The following is a 14,519-nucleotide window of genomic DNA, read 5'->3' on the forward strand; positions in this document are numbered from 1 at the left end:
AATAGTAATTTTAATAAGGGATAGAAAGAAACGATTATCATTTTTTACAAAAACAAAGTCTATTATTTTTGTAGACTAATAAATATATTTTACATTTGCACCTGCAAAAAACATAAATGTTTAATCAAATTGATGAAATGATATGAGTAATAAAAAGACTATTTTTTCAGCTTCTGTTTTATTTTTCCTGGGAGTTTTTACCTATGGACAGGAAAAAGACAGTATCAAAACCAAAAAAGACAGTGTTAATACCAATAACGTAGAAGAAGTTGTTATCCTGGGATCCAGAGCCGGAGCGAGATCGAAGGCAGACAGTCCGGTTCCTGTGGATGTATTCAATCTGAAGGAAGCTTCAGTGGTTCTTCCGCAGTCTAATATCGGACAAATCTTAAATGCCATTGCACCCTCTTTTACTTCTACCATTCAAACCAATTCTGATGGAACAGACCATTTGGATCCAGCGCAGTTAAGAGGTTTGGGACCGGATCAGGTGCTAGTATTGGTGAATGGAAAAAGAAGACATACCTCTGCATTGGTTAACGTAAACGGAACACCGGGAAGAGGAACTGTAGGAACGGATTTGAATGCCATTCCTTCTTTCGCTTTAAACAGGATAGAAGTTTTAAGAGATGGAGCCGCCGCACAATATGGTTCTGATGCTATTGCGGGTGTAATGAATCTTGAACTGAAAAGAGATACCGGAAAACTGGCAGGTCAGATCAGCTACGGTGGAAATTTAACCCCTACAGCTAATGACCATACCGGAAATTTTGATGGACAGAATATTCAGTTAGACCTAAACTATGGTAATAAGATTGGAACTAAAGGTGGTTTCTTCAATATTACCTGGTCTTCACAATTCAGAAATCCTACCTACAGAGCTGGAACTGAAAATGCACCTATTTATAATGCTTATAATGCTATTGAACAGCGTGCTTTGAAAAATGGAGTAAATCTTTCTTCACTTTTTACTGATATTGGAAATACTCCGAATTCTCAGCAAATTGTAAACTATATTCACCAATATGCACCAGATGTAAGTTATTTTTCTCAGGACTTGCAAAATGCTATACAGGGTGCTAATTCTATTTCTGCTTTACAGAAAGTATTGTCAGATCCAACAAGATTTACAACTAATTATTTGAATTATATCACAGATCAGGAGCTTGCTTACAGAGGACAAACAAGAAATGACTTCAATATGCAGGTAGGGCAGTCCAAGCTTAATAACCACCAGCTTTTCATTAATGCTGAGGTTCCTGTAAGTGATAACTGGAAAGTGTATACTTTTGGCGGATACAGTTTAAGACATGGGGTTTCCGGAGGATTCTACAGAAGACCGAGAGAAAGCAGAACTTTTACAGGTTTGTACCCTAGTGGTTACCTGCCACAGATTGGAACTGATATCCAGGATATTTCATTAGCCGCAGGAATCAAAGGTAAATGGGAGGGCTGGAATATTGATTTCAGTAATACTTTCGGGCAAAACTCCTTTACATACAATATCAGAAATACAGGAAATACGTCTTTACGTTTTGCCTCACCTAATGAATTTGATGCAGGTGGATTAAGGTTTACCCAAAATACCATCAATTTAGATTTCTCTAAAAAATATGATGTATTGGAAGGAATGAACGTAGCATTTGGAGGTGAACACCGTTTTGAAAACTTTAAAATGACTGCAGGGGAAGAAGCTTCTTATACTACTTATGATGTTTTTGGAAATCCATGGAACAATACAACAAAAAGACCTACAGATTTCTTTGGACAGGCTCTTCCGGGAGGTTCACAGGTATTCAGTGGATTTAAACCTGAAAATGCTGTGAATAAGAACAGACAGTCGTTAGCGGCTTATGCAGATGTAGAGTTCAACTTTACCAACTGGCTTTTGGTGGATGCCGCTGCGAGATATGAAAATTATTCAGATTTCGGATCTACATTCAATTATAAACTGGCTTCAAGAATTAAAGTTGCTCCTAATTTTAATGTGAGATTTGCTGGATCTACGGGATTTAGAGCACCGTCTATTCACCAGATATATTATAACGTAACTTCTACTTTATTTACTGGCGGACAACTTCTTGAAGTGGGAACTTACAGCAATGACTCTCGATTGGCAGGACAGTTGAATATTCCCAAACTGAAACAGGAAACCTCAAAATCTGCAAGTTTAGGCTTTACTTATAAAATTCCATCTGTGAATCTGACATTTACAGCGGATGGGTATTTTACAAAAATTGATAACCGAATCATTCTTACCGATCAGTTCTTAAAAAAAGATGTGCCTCTGGAAGCTCAGGCAGAGTTTGAAAAATTAAATGTGAATGCAGCTCAGTTTTTCACCAATGCTATTGATACGGAAACAAAAGGGTTGGATATTGTTATTGCGCATAACGCAAGATTTTCAGGTGTAAAACTGGATAATAATTTTGCCATCAATTTGAATCAGACTAAGCAGGTTGGGGAAATTCATTCAGCAGGATTATTAAAATCTCCGGCACTTGAAAAAGTTTATTTCTCCGAAAAATCAAGAGTATACCTGGAAGAAGCTGTACCTAGAGTAAAAGCGAGTCTTTCTCACACATTGACATGGAAAGGAGCAAGTTTCTACCTTAGAAATACTTATTTCGGAAAAGTAACAGGAGCAGATGTTCTTGATGTAAATGGTGACGGTATTCTTGATCCTAGAGAACACCAGACCATAAGCGATAAGATCATTACAGATCTTTCAGCAGCCTATCAGTTTACAAAAAATGTAGGATTAACGATAGGAGTGAATAACCTGTTTGATATTTATCCTACCAAAAATCTACCGGCTTCAAGTAATAACGATCAATTTATTTATTCACGTTCTACTTCACAGTTTGGACAGAACGGACGATATGTTTTCACAAGACTTAACTTTAATTTTTAATGAAGTTTGATAAATATAAAAACGGAACCCAAAAAGTGGTTCCGTTTTTTTTACTGGTTGATGATATCAAAAATGATTGGCGTAGCCTCTCTATTCTTTACTCCCATGTTCTCAAATCATAAGCTGCTTCCCAAAAGTAATATTCCATTCTGGATGCAGCGATGAAGGCTTCTGTCATTTTCTTTCTGGTTTCTTCGGTGCTGTTTTCAGCTAATTGATCACAAATGGCAATAGCCTGGTCTACTGCAGTTGAAAATTCTTCTCCTGCATAAGTAGCGATCCATTTTTCATAAGGATTATTCACCGTATTTTGAATCTCATAAATATAATTTCCAACTTCACGATAAATCCAGAAGCATGGAAGGACTGCCGCAACCGCAATTTCCACAGATTCCAATGCTGCGGTACTTCTCAGAAAGTGAATATAGTGATGACAAGCCGGTTGTAAAACTCCTTTATCCAATAACCCAAAGTCTTTAAAGTAGGATTCATGTAGCGCATTTTCCACAACGATAGCATTTTCTGCAAAACGCATAAAGGCCAGTACATCTTCAAGATCAGGTATCTTTGCTGCAATAAGGGAAAGAGTTCTTCCAAAATGCTCTAGATATAAAGAATCCTGAGCCATGTAAAAACGGAACTTTTCCTGTGGCAAACTACCATTAGATAATTCTTTGATGAAAGGCATATCAAGGATAGATTGATAATGTTTTTCTATAGCATTCCAGGTGTGTTCAGACCATTTCATTTTTGATAAGTTTTTGTGGGTTAAAAAAGTGGTTTAGCGGCCCGTTTCCATGACCTGTTTGTACATCTGTCCCGCTTTCTATAGCTTTGTAGATATATTGTTGCCCAAAAGAAACTGCTTCGTACAAGGTTGTACCCTGAGCAATATAGGCAGCAATGGCAGATGAAAGGGTGCAACCTGAACCGTGGGTATTATTGGTATTCAATTTCAGTGTTTCGAAAGAATGAAAATTTTCCTGTTCATCATAAAAGAGAGAGGTAATTGTTGAGGTCTCCTGATGCCCGCCTTTAAGAAGAATCGTTCTACAGCCTAATTTTTTAATCCTCATTCCTGCGGTGTATAAATCTTCAAGTGTTTCTACTTTCATATTTGCTAAAATTGCGGCTTCATCCATATTGGGCGTGATGACATCTGCAATAGGAAACAACATTTCAGTGAGTGCTGTGATGGTTTCTTCTTCAATCAAACGATGCCCGCTGGTGGCAACCATGACAGGATCAAAGACAATAGGTATTTTAGGATATTGGGCTAATGTGGAAACAATAGTTTCTACTAGCTGTGGAGTATGAACCATTCCGATTTTTATGGCATCAGGAACAATATCGTCGAGAATTGCTTTTATCTGATCAGCAACAGCTTCTACAGGAATAGGATATATTTTTTGTACTCCTTGAGTGTTTTGCACGGGCAAAGCCGTTAGTACTGAAGTGGAATAGCAGCCTAAAGCAGAAGTTGTTTTAATATCCGCCTGAATACCGGCACCCCCGCTTCCGTCGAAGCCCGCAATCGTTAAAACTGATGGGTATTTGTATTTTTTCATTTTACAATTTCATTTTTTAATTCATAAGCTGCTTTTTGAGGATCATCTGCACTACATATAGCAGAAACTACGGCAAGGCAGTCTGCTCCGGCATTGATAACAGCTTTTGCATTTTCCAGGTGAATATTACCTATGGCTACCAAAGGTTTTTCTGTAAGCTGTCTGATTTGGGAAATACCTTCCAGTCCCCATTCTGTAATAGTATCTGTTTTAGTTTTAGTCTTAAAAACAGGGCTTATTCCCAGATAGTCTGCCACTGCAGTTTGTTCATTGTCGAGCTGAGCCAGATGTTCTATTGAGTAACCAATCATTTTATTCCTGATCAAAGGACGCTGTCTCAGATTCTGAGGAGCTGCATCGCTGTTGCCAACATGTATTCCTGCTGAATTTACTTTTTCAGTAACGGTGATATTATCATTAATAATAAGTGGAATGCCATATTTATTCGTAATTTCAATAAGCTGCAAAGCTTTTTGAAGGAATACTTCAGGACTATCTTTTTTTTCGCGAAGCTGTATGATATCTACACCACCTAATATAGCCTGTTCTGCGACTTCCAGAAAGTTTTTTCCCATACAGTCTTCTTCAGAAATTACCAGATATAATGAGTAAGGGAAAGGATTTACATTCATGATTTTTCTATTTTTAAATGGCTTGTAAATTCCTCTTCGGTCATATTATATAATTTATCAATCAAATTGACCTGAAGACTGCCGGGGCCTTTACTTTCACGAACAGCCAGTTCTCCTGCTATTCCCAATAATGACATGGCCGCAGCAATACCTGCTGCTTTATCTTCAGCAACAGCGATAAATGCTCCTGCTAATGCACTTGCAGAACATCCCAGTCCCGTTACTTTGGTCATAAGGGAATGTCCGTTTTTAATTTGTATAGTTTGAGTTGGACTAAGAATAATATCGGTTTCACCGGAGATACACACAATGGTATTATATTGTTGAACCAGGATTTGTGCAGCTTCCACAGCATCATTACTTTCTGCTGTGCTGTCTACTCCTTTAGTGACTGTTGTATTGATCTTAGCAAGAGCAATAATTTCAGAAGCATTGCCTCTGATTACGGTAGGATGAAATTGTAACAGTTGATGTAAAATCTGATCACGGAATGAAGTTGCTCCTGCACCAACGGGATCCAGTACCCATGGTTTATGAATGGCATTGGCTGTTTCTGCGGCCATCAGCATAGATTCAGACCAATATTCATCCAGGGTACCGATATTAATAACCACAGAATGAGCTATATTAATCATTTCCCGGATTTCTGATTTGGCATGAGCCATAATAGGAGAGGCTCCTGCTGCCAAAAGAGCATTGGCTGTATTGTTCATCACTACATAATTGGTAATATTGTGAACAAGAGGAGATTGTTGTCGTACAAGCTGAACTTGTTGCCAGAGATTTTTTTCCATTGTTATTATTAAAATAAAAATAGCTTTAGGAAAAAATCCGGAACAAAAGACATAAGAAATCATGTCATTTTGCTTTTCCCTACGTCGGTGTAAGCCGTATCAGGTTCAAAGGGACTCTCTCAATTCTTTTCAGAATACCCCTAAAGCAAAACAAATGTATAAAAATTATCACAGCAGGCAAAAACCGTTAGTGGAAATTGAAGCAGAAATTATTATCTTTCTACCAGTTCCTTTACGGGTTCTCCATAGTGATCTATCTCTGTTTTGTTGATTTGCAGTAATTGATACCACTTTCTGAACGCTCCTATAAATACAATAAGCATAAGGATCATTGCGGTTGCTGCTAATGCAGCAAGTAAATACTGCCCTTTGGGAATATAAATCGAAGTCACCTGAATATAACCGGCCCAGAATGTAATTCCGGCCATAAAAACTCCGGGAATAGCAGAACATAATGCATATTTTCCTCTGTTCATCCTTATCAGCATTGTGGTACAGACAATAAGTCCACAGGCTGCCAATAGCTGATTACTGATTCCGAATAACGGCCAGATACTGTTCACATTTCCTGTATATACCAGATATCCCCAGGCAAAAGTGAAAAGAAGACTGCTGATGATAATTCCCGGGATCCAGTTTTTATCATTAAATTTTGGAACTACAGAACCCAGCATTTCCTGTAGAAAGAAGCGGCCAACTCTTGTTCCCGCATCAATGGCGGTAAGGATAAACACAGCCTCAAACATAATTGCAAAATTGTACCAATAAGCAGTAAGCTGATCCATATAAGGGATTTTATTAAAGATATGAGCCATCCCAACGGCCAAGGAAACTGCACCACCGGTTCTGCCATAAAGGTCAATTCCTATTTTCTGTGAATAATAATCTATATCTACTCCATGTAGAGAAGGATGTGTAGCCAGAAATGAATCATAGGCTTCTTTAGGAGTATTGATGGCAAAATAATCACCTGGCATCAAAGTACAAGCTGCAATAAGAGCCATCAATGCTACAAAACCTTCTACAAGCATGGCACCATATCCTACAAAAAGGATTTCTCTTTCTTTATTAAGCATTTTCGGAGTGGTACCCGTAGCAATCACAGCATGAAATCCTGAAATAGCTCCACAAGCAATAACAATAAAAATAAAAGGAAGTACCGGCCCGCCAATAATAGGTCCGCCCCCGTTTACAAAAGCTGTGATAGCAGGCATCTGTACAGTAGGATGAATAACAATTACCCCGATAGCCAACATAATAATCGTTCCTATTTTTAAATAGGTAGAAAGATAATCTCTCGGAACTAAAAGAAGCCATACCGGTAATACAGAAGCTATAAAACCATATAATGGAATGGCAATGGAAATTGTTTTAATATTCCATGAAAATAAATTATTCATGGTTGGATTCTGCATGAGCCCATGACCACCAATAATCCCGGCAATTAACAGAATTCCGCCTAAGATACTGGCAAACAGAACACTGTTTTTTTTATAACGCATGATAAGCCCCATAATGATTGCAATAGGCATTGTAATGACTACTGTGAAAAGAGACCAGGATGCTTCATGCATAGCATTGATACATGCCAGAGATAAACCTGCAAGTGTAAGTACCAGAATAAAGAGTATGGCAAAACCTGCTACAGTTCCGGTTGCTTTTCCAATTTCTTTTGAGGCAATGGTAGCAAGACTCTGACCTTTATGCCTCACAGAAGCAAAGAGTACAACCATATCATGAACTCCACCTCCCAATACACAACCTATCAATATCCATAGTGCTCCGGGAAGATATCCGAACTGTGCTGCAAGAACAGGTCCTACTAATGGTCCGGCGGCAGCAATAGCTGCAAAATGATGTCCAAAGAGTACATTTTTATTCGTAGCAACATAATCTTTCCCATCTGCAAATTCTACTGCAGGGGTCACATTCTGATCGTTAAGTCTGAGAACTTTATTAGCTATAAAAATGCCATAGAAGCGGTAAGCTATCGCAAAAATAAGAACAGATACAAATATGAGGGTAAGAGCATTGATATTATTTAGAGAGTCCATATTGCTTATTTTTTTAATGAATAATTAATTGAAATGCTATTTTTGTTGTGAATAACTTAAGCAATGGCCAAGGTAATTATTTTTAAGGTAAAAAATATTAATATGTATATCAATCTAGCAGATTTGTTGTTTTGTTTTTGTTTAAATATCTTATTTACAGTATTTTATATTTAATTGTATTGAGTGATATATATTATTTTTTCTGTGAAATAATGAATTCTACCATTTGGTCTGTCATTTTATCCAGCGTATCCTTATCTGTGGTTGAAAAACCATGAACCCCTTTATCAATGACAAGTAAAGACGTTTCAACGTTTGCTCGTTTTAATTTTCTGTGTAATTTTTTTGATTGGCTTAAAGGAACTATTTTATCCTGATTTCCCTGAACAATCAATGTAGGAACACCCGTTGAAGTATAAGTAACGGGAGATACGGTTTTTAAATAGGCAATTGCTCTTTCCTGATCTTTGTTTAGGTCATAGCCGGAAATTCCTTTTACAAGTCCTTGCTGAAGATCTACAATTTTTTTTGATATCATTTTAACCAGAGAAACCGGGATAGTTCCCAATTTGGTATGAAAAAGCTTATTCAAATCAGCTGGTCCATAGTGGTCTATTACATAATTTACCTTTGCAGAATAAGGCGAAAGCTCAGGGCTTCCCGTAAAAGCATTGTCTGGAGAATAAGCGGCCATTAATGATAAATGTGCTCCGGCGGAAGCTCCAAAAAGCCCAATATTATTGGTGTCAAAGTTATATTTCTCGGCATTCTTTCTAACCCATCTTATGGCATCCTTAGTATCTTCCAAGGGTAATGGAAAATGAGTTTTTTCATTAAGAAGAGTATAATTGATACTGATGACAGCATATTGCTTGACAGTCAGTTTTTTGATCGTATTTTCAACGTAATCATCAGCGTGGATTTCTTTATTACCTTCTATCCAGCCACCACCATGAACATAGATCAGTACAGGGATTTTTTCAGCAGAAGCATTTCTTGGCATATAAAGATCCAGCTTAATGGAGTCTCCTTTTTTACTGGTTTTATATACAATGTTTTCAGTAAGTGCTGTGATCTCAGGAAGCAAGGTGCTTTTTACATGTTTCTTCTGAGTGGGAGATTGTGAAAATGATTGTGAAAAAAATAAACCTGAAAAACTTAAAAATAAAACAAAAAACAGGTTTGTGATAAACCTGTTGATTGATATGTTGTTTTTAGATGATTGCATAAAATTTTTTAAAGGAATTGATTACTTTACTAACTCTTCAAAAAGTTTACCAAAAGTAATATTCAGATCCTTAGATTTTCCTGGATGAGGTCTGGAGGTTTGTACCACAGCACTTCTTACAGCTGTTAGCCATCGGAAACGCTCCGGAATTTCAAGAAAGGCAATAGGCCCGCCATCTTTATCTCCGTTAGCTATTTTCTGAAAGCTTGCAAGGTTTTGAATAATATCATCATAATCCAGCTTGCTCTGCATCAGCTTAAATTTATCAGGACATAGATAGAATTCAACCCGGATGAATTTTTCCTTTTTAGAAAACATCACCAATCCGATATTGAAAAATTCTTCTCTTTCAACTTTTGGTACCAAGCGTATTACCGCATATTCATATATTTTATCCTCTTGCATTTTTAGCTTCGTTTACAAAGATTTGAGAATTTTCTAATCTGGTTTTCAAGAATTGAAAATAAATTTCACGGATCTCATCAGGTGTTTCATCCGCATCATTCCAATGCAACCAATCTTCAGGAATAGCATTGACAATATCTCTGAAAAGCGTTTCATTCAGTATTTCATGAGCAAACTTATCTGCTTCATCAAGCTTATTGGCTTTAGGAAGAAGAACATGGTCTTTCACGTATTTGAACGGAGTTTTGGCTGCAGCATCAAAATTTTGCCATGAGTGGTGGAAATAGAATGAAGCTCCATTATCAATGATCCAAAGTTCTTTATGCCACATCAGCATATTCGTATTCTTAAAGGTACGGTCAATATTGGTGATGAAAGCATCCAACCATACAATTTTTGAAGCCAGAAGCGGATCAACACTCACTCCGGGATCATAGGTGATGGAACCGGACAGATAGTGCAAGCCGAGATTCAAACCCTCAGAATACTTTAATAAATCCTGTATTTCCTCATCTGCTTCCGTTCTTCCAAAGTCTGCATCAAGATTAATAAAAACCAGCTCAGGAATCTTTAATCCTAAAGCTTCTGTAATCTTTCCTCCTAAAAACTCAGAGATCAGCATCTTAACTCCATGACCTGCGCCACGGAATTTTAAGACATATTTAAAATCATCATCAGCTTCTGCCAGAGCAGGAAGTGAACCTCCCTCTCTCAATGGCAGAATGTAACGCATCACAGTTACCGTTCTTAAATTCTGCATGAAGCAAAAATAAGGTTATTTTTTTATAATTTTTTTAATGAATTCTTTTTCTCCTATTTTATACTTTAAAAAATAAACTCCCACAGATAAATGATGGAGCTGTATCGTATAACCGGAATTGGTCTTATTCATTTGATAAGATATTACCCTTCCACTGGCATCGGTAAGTGAGAGAATCTCTGTTTTCTTTTTGGTGATAATGTTAATGTCGTTCTGTGTAGGGTTAGGGTAGATCTGAGCCGGATCTTCAATATCTAAGTCCTTAGTTCCCAAATTGCCAACCGTTACATGTTTTGTTTTTGTAGTATTTGAGTTGCATGAATTACTGGTTAGTTTTACCAGATAATTTCCAGGAGCATTGTAAGTATGTTCAGGATTTTCCAGTGTGGAAGTTGTACCATCTCCGAAATCCCATCCATAAGTGGTAGCGTTTTTGGTTTTATTAGTGAACTTAATGGTATGGGTACTGGTAGCCTGATAGGTAAACCTGCTGTGTACATCATTGGAAGGGATATTCCAGGTATCCATTGAATCATAGACAATCGTTTTTACCATATTTTTAATGAACTGTGCCTGTCCTGGGATCAGAGTTCCGTTGTAGGGAGCAAGCGTAGGATCTTTCTTAAATATTACCGTGTAGAAGGTATAAGCTGCGACCATTGAACCAATATAACTAGGGTGTGATTCATCTAAATTATAAAGCTCCAAAGCTGGATCTAGTTCTCTTATCGCTCTCCAGACTTTACCAACAGGAGAAAGTATCGCTTCATTGTCCATTGCCATTTCTATATAATGTTTAGAAATCAGATCATCCATTCCTTCATAGGTGCAAACAGAAGGCTGTACAGAGCAACGTGAAGCATCTCCGTTTTTACGGCCCCAGGTCATGTAGAAAATAACATTGCCACAGCCATTGGTATTCTTCACAAAGTCAGAAAGCTGAGCAGCATAAGGATATACCTGAGTTTGAACCTGCTGATCTGTAAGAGAAGGAAGTTGGCTCTGTTCCTGTAATACTACATAATCCCAGTTTCCTTGCATAAGGGTAGCAATAGTAGTACTGTTTATATGTTGTTGAAGAGTAGACCCTCCCGGAGTCTGGCTTTGGTGTTCCAGAATATCCCCTGTAGATTGGGCTATATCTTGAACCAAAATTGGTAAGTCATTAAAATAGGTATAACTGTTCCCAATAAAGAATACTTTTTTGGTGATCTGGCTAAAGGCAGCAGAAAAGACAATTAAAAATAAAAAGAGTAGAGTTTTTTTCATAAATTTCAATTAAAATTAGGATACTAAATATAAAGAATATTGAATAAAAGCCAATTATTTTATGAATTTGATTAGTGAAAAGAATATTTATTTAGAAAATAAAGAAACAAAAGGTTTTCTTGCTGATGCTTTTTACAATGACACTCAAAAAAAACTGCCTTTGGTTATCTTTGTTCATGGCTATAAAGGTTATAAAGATTGGGGTGCATGGGATTTAATGGCCCAAAAGTTTGCTGAAGCCGGTTTTTTTTTCGTGAAGTTTAATTTTTCTCACAACGGAACAACGGAAGATGATCCTCATCATTTTGCTGATCTTGAGGCTTTCGGAAATAACAATTATTCCAAAGAATTATCTGATCTTGGTGTGGTGATTGATCATTTTATTCAGAATCCGCACGTCGATCAGGATAAGATAGTTCTAATTGGTCATAGCAGAGGAGGAGGAATTTCCATTGTGAAAACTTTTGAGGATGAAAGAATCAACGGATTGATTACGCTGGCCAGTGTAGATACGCTGGATCGCTTTCCAACAGGTGACTTTTTTGAAAATTGGAAAAAGGAAGGTATTTACTATGCTTTAAATGGACGTACCAAACAGGAAATGCCCCATTACTACCAGTTTTATGAAGATTATGAAAAGAATATACATCGTTTTGATGTAGAACGAGCTGCAGAAATGGCTAAAGCTTATATGCTGATTATTCATGGGACGGAGGATGAAGCTGTAGAGGTAAAACATGCAGAACATCTTCATATCCTGAATCCGAATTCAGAGCTTTTCCTTATTGAAGGCGGAAATCACACCTTTGGAGCAAAAGAACCTTGGGGTGATTCCAATTTGCCAAATGATCTGAACAGAGTAATAGAAAAAAGCATTGATTTTTTAGTTAAAAATCTAAAATAGAAGCCTCCGGAGGCTTTGAAACAAAGTAGAAAATTTAAAATAAAATGGTTATAATCACGTTATAGCAGATTAACCACTATACTAAATATTATTATGAAAAAAGTTATTACGAGCGCAGTAGTGCTGATGATGTTAGGAACTGTTGTTTCCTGTAAAAAAGATGCTAACACTCAATCTTCTGTAAGTACAGATACGCTGGCTACCGTTCTGCCAAAAGACTCTACTGTAGCTCCAAAGACGGATTCAGTGAAAGCTGTAGCTTCAACAGTGGCTACTCTTGAAATCATCACCAAAAATGATGAAAAGTATCCTCATGATATCAAATTATTTGAAGATAAAAGCTTTGCAGAAAGAGTGAAAAAACTCGTTGGAAAAGAATATGATGTGATGCTCAAAAACTTTAATGTGGAGGGGCCTATTGTATCTGATAATGGGATTTATAAACTTCATGGATGTAAACAACATGATTGCCCGGGATATGCAACGTACATTTATTATGACTCTAAAAATGATAATCTGAATGTTTCCATTGATAAAGACGGTAAAATAACGGATTTTGCAGAAAAAGGAAAAATCACAGTGTCAGAGGCTCTGAAAACAAAATAAAACATTTTAGATTATTATAAAATACAAAAGGAGTGAAATTTTCACTCCTTTTTTATTGAATAGATTGAGATTATTTAATTAAAATCTTCCAGGCTTCCTCAATTTTACTTTCTAGCAAGAGTTTTTGAGCATTCTGATGAACATTTTCATCTGAATGGTATTCTCCGGAAGGTAGTACTTCAACATTCGCCAGCATTCCCAAGTCGTTTCCTGTAAATACCTGGCTGTATTTGATAGCATCCGGTAAAAGATCAAAACCAATTCCTTTTGTTACCAAAGGTTTAGGAACCTCAAAAAGACTGCTTTCATTACTTCTGGAATACCAGTTGCTGCCTAAACGAGCTACCATATCCAGTTTTTGCTGGTCTAAATTTCCAGTTTCATTCAAATATTCTTCACGGATATGGATTTTCTGAACTTCACAAATCACAAGATTTCCCGCTCCACCTTGGTCTCCTAAAGATTTTACCTCTAAAACTTTACATTCAAAGTTTACGGGGCATTCTTCAATCAGTTTAGGCTTCACAAGATCGGCATCTTTCATGGTAAGACCAGACTTTACAAACTCATTGACACCTGTTTCATATTCTGTAGAAGCTAAAGAAATCTGCTGTACAATTGGAAAATTTACAGTTCCAATAACAACCTCAGGAACTTCCAATACATTTTCAAGGGTATGTTTCGTGGTATTATCACGCACTCTCCTTGATGGTGAGAAGATCAGAATGGGAGGAACCGTACTGAACATATTGAAAAAACTGAATGGAGATAAGTTATGATTACCGTCTTTATCCACCGTAGAAGCCAATGCAATAGGACGTGGTGAAACGGCAGTCTGCATAATGGTTTGAAGTTGTACGGAGGTTAGCTCGGAAGGTATTACTGTTTTCATATTTTATAGTTACAAAATTATATAACCACAAAAGTCACAAAAGTTTTTTAAGTAAATATTATTAATCTTTAAAGCTCAAAAAAGCATGTCGTAATATTTGTTGACAAAAGTTTCCTGTCCGTCATGATAAAGATTTTTTACATTAAAATTCACCAGGATGCCTTTAGGTTTCTTCATTAAGTTGATATAGTTTAAAAGTTGAGCCCGGTGAATATCATTTAATTGAACGACTGATTTCAGTTCAATGACAATTAAATCTTCCACTAAAAAATCGCAAAAGAAATCACATTCAATTTCTTTTCCTTTATAATTTACAGGAACTTTCAACTCAGATTTAAAATTAATATTTCTTAATTTGAATTCTTCTTCCAAGCATTTATGGTATACACTTTCTAATAAACCGGCGCCCAGAATTTTGTGAACTTCTATGCAGGCGCCGTTTATCTTATAGGTCAAATCAGTTAAATATGACTGTGTAACCATAAATTCTTTT

At 36.7% G+C, this 14,519-nt stretch carries 14 protein-coding genes and 1 riboswitch; of the genes, 3 read left to right on the forward strand and 11 right to left on the reverse strand.

All coding sequences use genetic code 11. From position 1 onward, the window contains the following. Positions 1–142 precede the first annotated feature (142 nt). Positions 143–2,914, forward strand: a complete 2,772-nt coding sequence (locus BLS98_RS19930) for a TonB-dependent receptor plug domain-containing protein (RefSeq protein WP_089738750.1) — start codon at positions 143–145, stop codon at positions 2,912–2,914. A 97-nt stretch (positions 2,915–3,011) separates the two neighbouring features. Here the strand turns inward: BLS98_RS19930 and tenA are convergent, their stop codons facing one another. From tenA to BLS98_RS19975, 9 genes are all read right to left on the reverse strand, one after another. After that, positions 3,012–3,662: a thiaminase II gene (gene tenA, locus BLS98_RS19935; protein ID WP_089738752.1), complete on the reverse strand. Its 651-nt coding sequence runs from the start codon at positions 3,660–3,662 to the stop codon at positions 3,012–3,014. Beyond that, positions 3,649–4,482, reverse strand: coding sequence for a bifunctional hydroxymethylpyrimidine kinase/phosphomethylpyrimidine kinase (thiD, locus tag BLS98_RS19940; protein ID WP_089738754.1), 834 nt, complete (start codon positions 4,480–4,482; stop codon positions 3,649–3,651). The genes tenA and thiD overlap by 14 nt, the downstream gene beginning before the upstream one ends. Then, positions 4,479–5,114, reverse strand: coding sequence for a thiamine phosphate synthase (gene thiE, locus BLS98_RS19945; protein ID WP_089738756.1), 636 nt, complete (start codon positions 5,112–5,114; stop codon positions 4,479–4,481). Before thiE ends, thiD begins: the two co-directional genes overlap by 4 nt. Further along, positions 5,111–5,908 carry a hydroxyethylthiazole kinase gene (gene thiM / locus BLS98_RS19950; RefSeq protein WP_181575098.1) on the reverse strand — a complete coding sequence of 266 codons (798 nt, stop codon included), beginning with the start codon at positions 5,906–5,908 and terminating at the stop codon, positions 5,111–5,113. The genes thiE and thiM overlap by 4 nt, the downstream gene beginning before the upstream one ends. A gap of 59 nt (positions 5,909–5,967) precedes the next feature. Then, positions 5,968–6,060: riboswitch (TPP riboswitch) on the reverse strand. Positions 6,061–6,120: 60 nt separating this feature from the next. Beyond that, positions 6,121–7,962 (reverse strand): carbon starvation CstA family protein, encoded by a 1,842-nt coding sequence (locus tag BLS98_RS19955; protein ID WP_181575097.1) that lies wholly within the window; start codon positions 7,960–7,962, stop codon positions 6,121–6,123. A gap of 193 nt (positions 7,963–8,155) precedes the next feature. Then, on the reverse strand, positions 8,156–9,190 hold the full coding sequence (locus tag BLS98_RS19960) for an alpha/beta hydrolase (RefSeq protein ID WP_089738759.1): 1,035 nt from the start codon (positions 9,188–9,190) through the stop codon (positions 8,156–8,158). A 21-nt stretch (positions 9,191–9,211) separates the two neighbouring features. Next, complete coding sequence (locus tag BLS98_RS19965) at positions 9,212–9,595, reverse strand: DUF3037 domain-containing protein (RefSeq protein ID WP_089738761.1); 384 nt, start codon at positions 9,593–9,595, stop codon at positions 9,212–9,214. Beyond that, on the reverse strand, positions 9,582–10,355 hold the full coding sequence (locus BLS98_RS19970; RefSeq protein ID WP_089738764.1) for a HipA family kinase: 774 nt from the start codon (positions 10,353–10,355) through the stop codon (positions 9,582–9,584). The genes BLS98_RS19965 and BLS98_RS19970 overlap by 14 nt, the downstream gene beginning before the upstream one ends. A gap of 15 nt (positions 10,356–10,370) precedes the next feature. Beyond that, a complete protein-coding gene (locus BLS98_RS19975) occupies positions 10,371–11,624 on the reverse strand; it encodes a PKD domain-containing protein (protein ID WP_089738765.1) in 1,254 nt (417 codons plus the stop codon). A gap of 61 nt (positions 11,625–11,685) precedes the next feature. On the opposite strand from BLS98_RS19975, the gene BLS98_RS19980 reads away from it, so the two are divergent. Beyond that, on the forward strand, positions 11,686–12,528 hold the full coding sequence (locus tag BLS98_RS19980; RefSeq protein ID WP_089738767.1) for an alpha/beta hydrolase family protein: 843 nt from the start codon (positions 11,686–11,688) through the stop codon (positions 12,526–12,528). Between the two features lie 93 nt (positions 12,529–12,621). After that, entirely contained in the window at positions 12,622–13,134 is a 513-nt protein-coding gene (locus BLS98_RS19985; RefSeq protein ID WP_089738769.1) for a hypothetical protein, read from the forward strand. A 70-nt stretch (positions 13,135–13,204) separates the two neighbouring features. On the opposite strand, the gene BLS98_RS19990 is transcribed toward BLS98_RS19985, so the two are convergent. Both BLS98_RS19990 and BLS98_RS19995 read right to left on the reverse strand, forming a co-directional pair. Beyond that, positions 13,205–14,026: a flavin reductase family protein gene (locus BLS98_RS19990; RefSeq protein ID WP_089738771.1), complete on the reverse strand. Its 822-nt coding sequence runs from the start codon at positions 14,024–14,026 to the stop codon at positions 13,205–13,207. A gap of 75 nt (positions 14,027–14,101) precedes the next feature. Further along, entirely contained in the window at positions 14,102–14,509 is a 408-nt protein-coding gene (locus BLS98_RS19995) for a GxxExxY protein (RefSeq protein WP_089738773.1), read from the reverse strand. Positions 14,510–14,519 lie beyond the last annotated feature (10 nt).

This window comes from Chryseobacterium jejuense (genome assembly GCF_900100075.1).
GTDB classification, from domain to species: Bacteria; Bacteroidota; Bacteroidia; order Flavobacteriales; family Weeksellaceae; genus Chryseobacterium; species Chryseobacterium jejuense.

What these genes read in the sequence shown, in the direction of transcription:
- BLS98_RS19985 (WP_089738769.1), top strand. Translation starts at nt 12,622, where the DNA reads ATGAAAAAAGTTATTACGAGCGCAGTAGTGCTGATGATGTTAGGAACT.
- BLS98_RS19930 (WP_089738750.1), top strand. Translation starts at nt 143, where the DNA reads ATGAGTAATAAAAAGACTATTTTTTCAGCTTCTGTTTTATTTTTCCTG.
- BLS98_RS19965 (WP_089738761.1), bottom strand. Translation starts at nt 9,595, where the DNA reads ATGCAAGAGGATAAAATATATGAATATGCGGTAATACGCTTGGTACCA.
- BLS98_RS19995 (WP_089738773.1), bottom strand. Translation starts at nt 14,509, where the DNA reads ATGGTTACACAGTCATATTTAACTGATTTGACCTATAAGATAAACGGC.
- BLS98_RS19990 (WP_089738771.1), bottom strand. Translation starts at nt 14,026, where the DNA reads ATGAAAACAGTAATACCTTCCGAGCTAACCTCCGTACAACTTCAAACC.
- thiE (WP_089738756.1), bottom strand. Translation starts at nt 5,114, where the DNA reads ATGAATGTAAATCCTTTCCCTTACTCATTATATCTGGTAATTTCTGAA.
- tenA (WP_089738752.1), bottom strand. Translation starts at nt 3,662, where the DNA reads ATGAAATGGTCTGAACACACCTGGAATGCTATAGAAAAACATTATCAA.
- BLS98_RS19975 (WP_089738765.1), bottom strand. Translation starts at nt 11,624, where the DNA reads ATGAAAAAAACTCTACTCTTTTTATTTTTAATTGTCTTTTCTGCTGCC.
- thiM (WP_181575098.1), bottom strand. Translation starts at nt 5,908, where the DNA reads ATGGAAAAAAATCTCTGGCAACAAGTTCAGCTTGTACGACAACAATCT.
- BLS98_RS19955 (WP_181575097.1), bottom strand. Translation starts at nt 7,962, where the DNA reads ATGGACTCTCTAAATAATATCAATGCTCTTACCCTCATATTTGTATCT.
- BLS98_RS19980 (WP_089738767.1), top strand. Translation starts at nt 11,686, where the DNA reads ATGAATTTGATTAGTGAAAAGAATATTTATTTAGAAAATAAAGAAACA.
- BLS98_RS19970 (WP_089738764.1), bottom strand. Translation starts at nt 10,355, where the DNA reads ATGCAGAATTTAAGAACGGTAACTGTGATGCGTTACATTCTGCCATTG.
- BLS98_RS19960 (WP_089738759.1), bottom strand. Translation starts at nt 9,190, where the DNA reads ATGCAATCATCTAAAAACAACATATCAATCAACAGGTTTATCACAAAC.
- thiD (WP_089738754.1), bottom strand. Translation starts at nt 4,482, where the DNA reads ATGAAAAAATACAAATACCCATCAGTTTTAACGATTGCGGGCTTCGAC.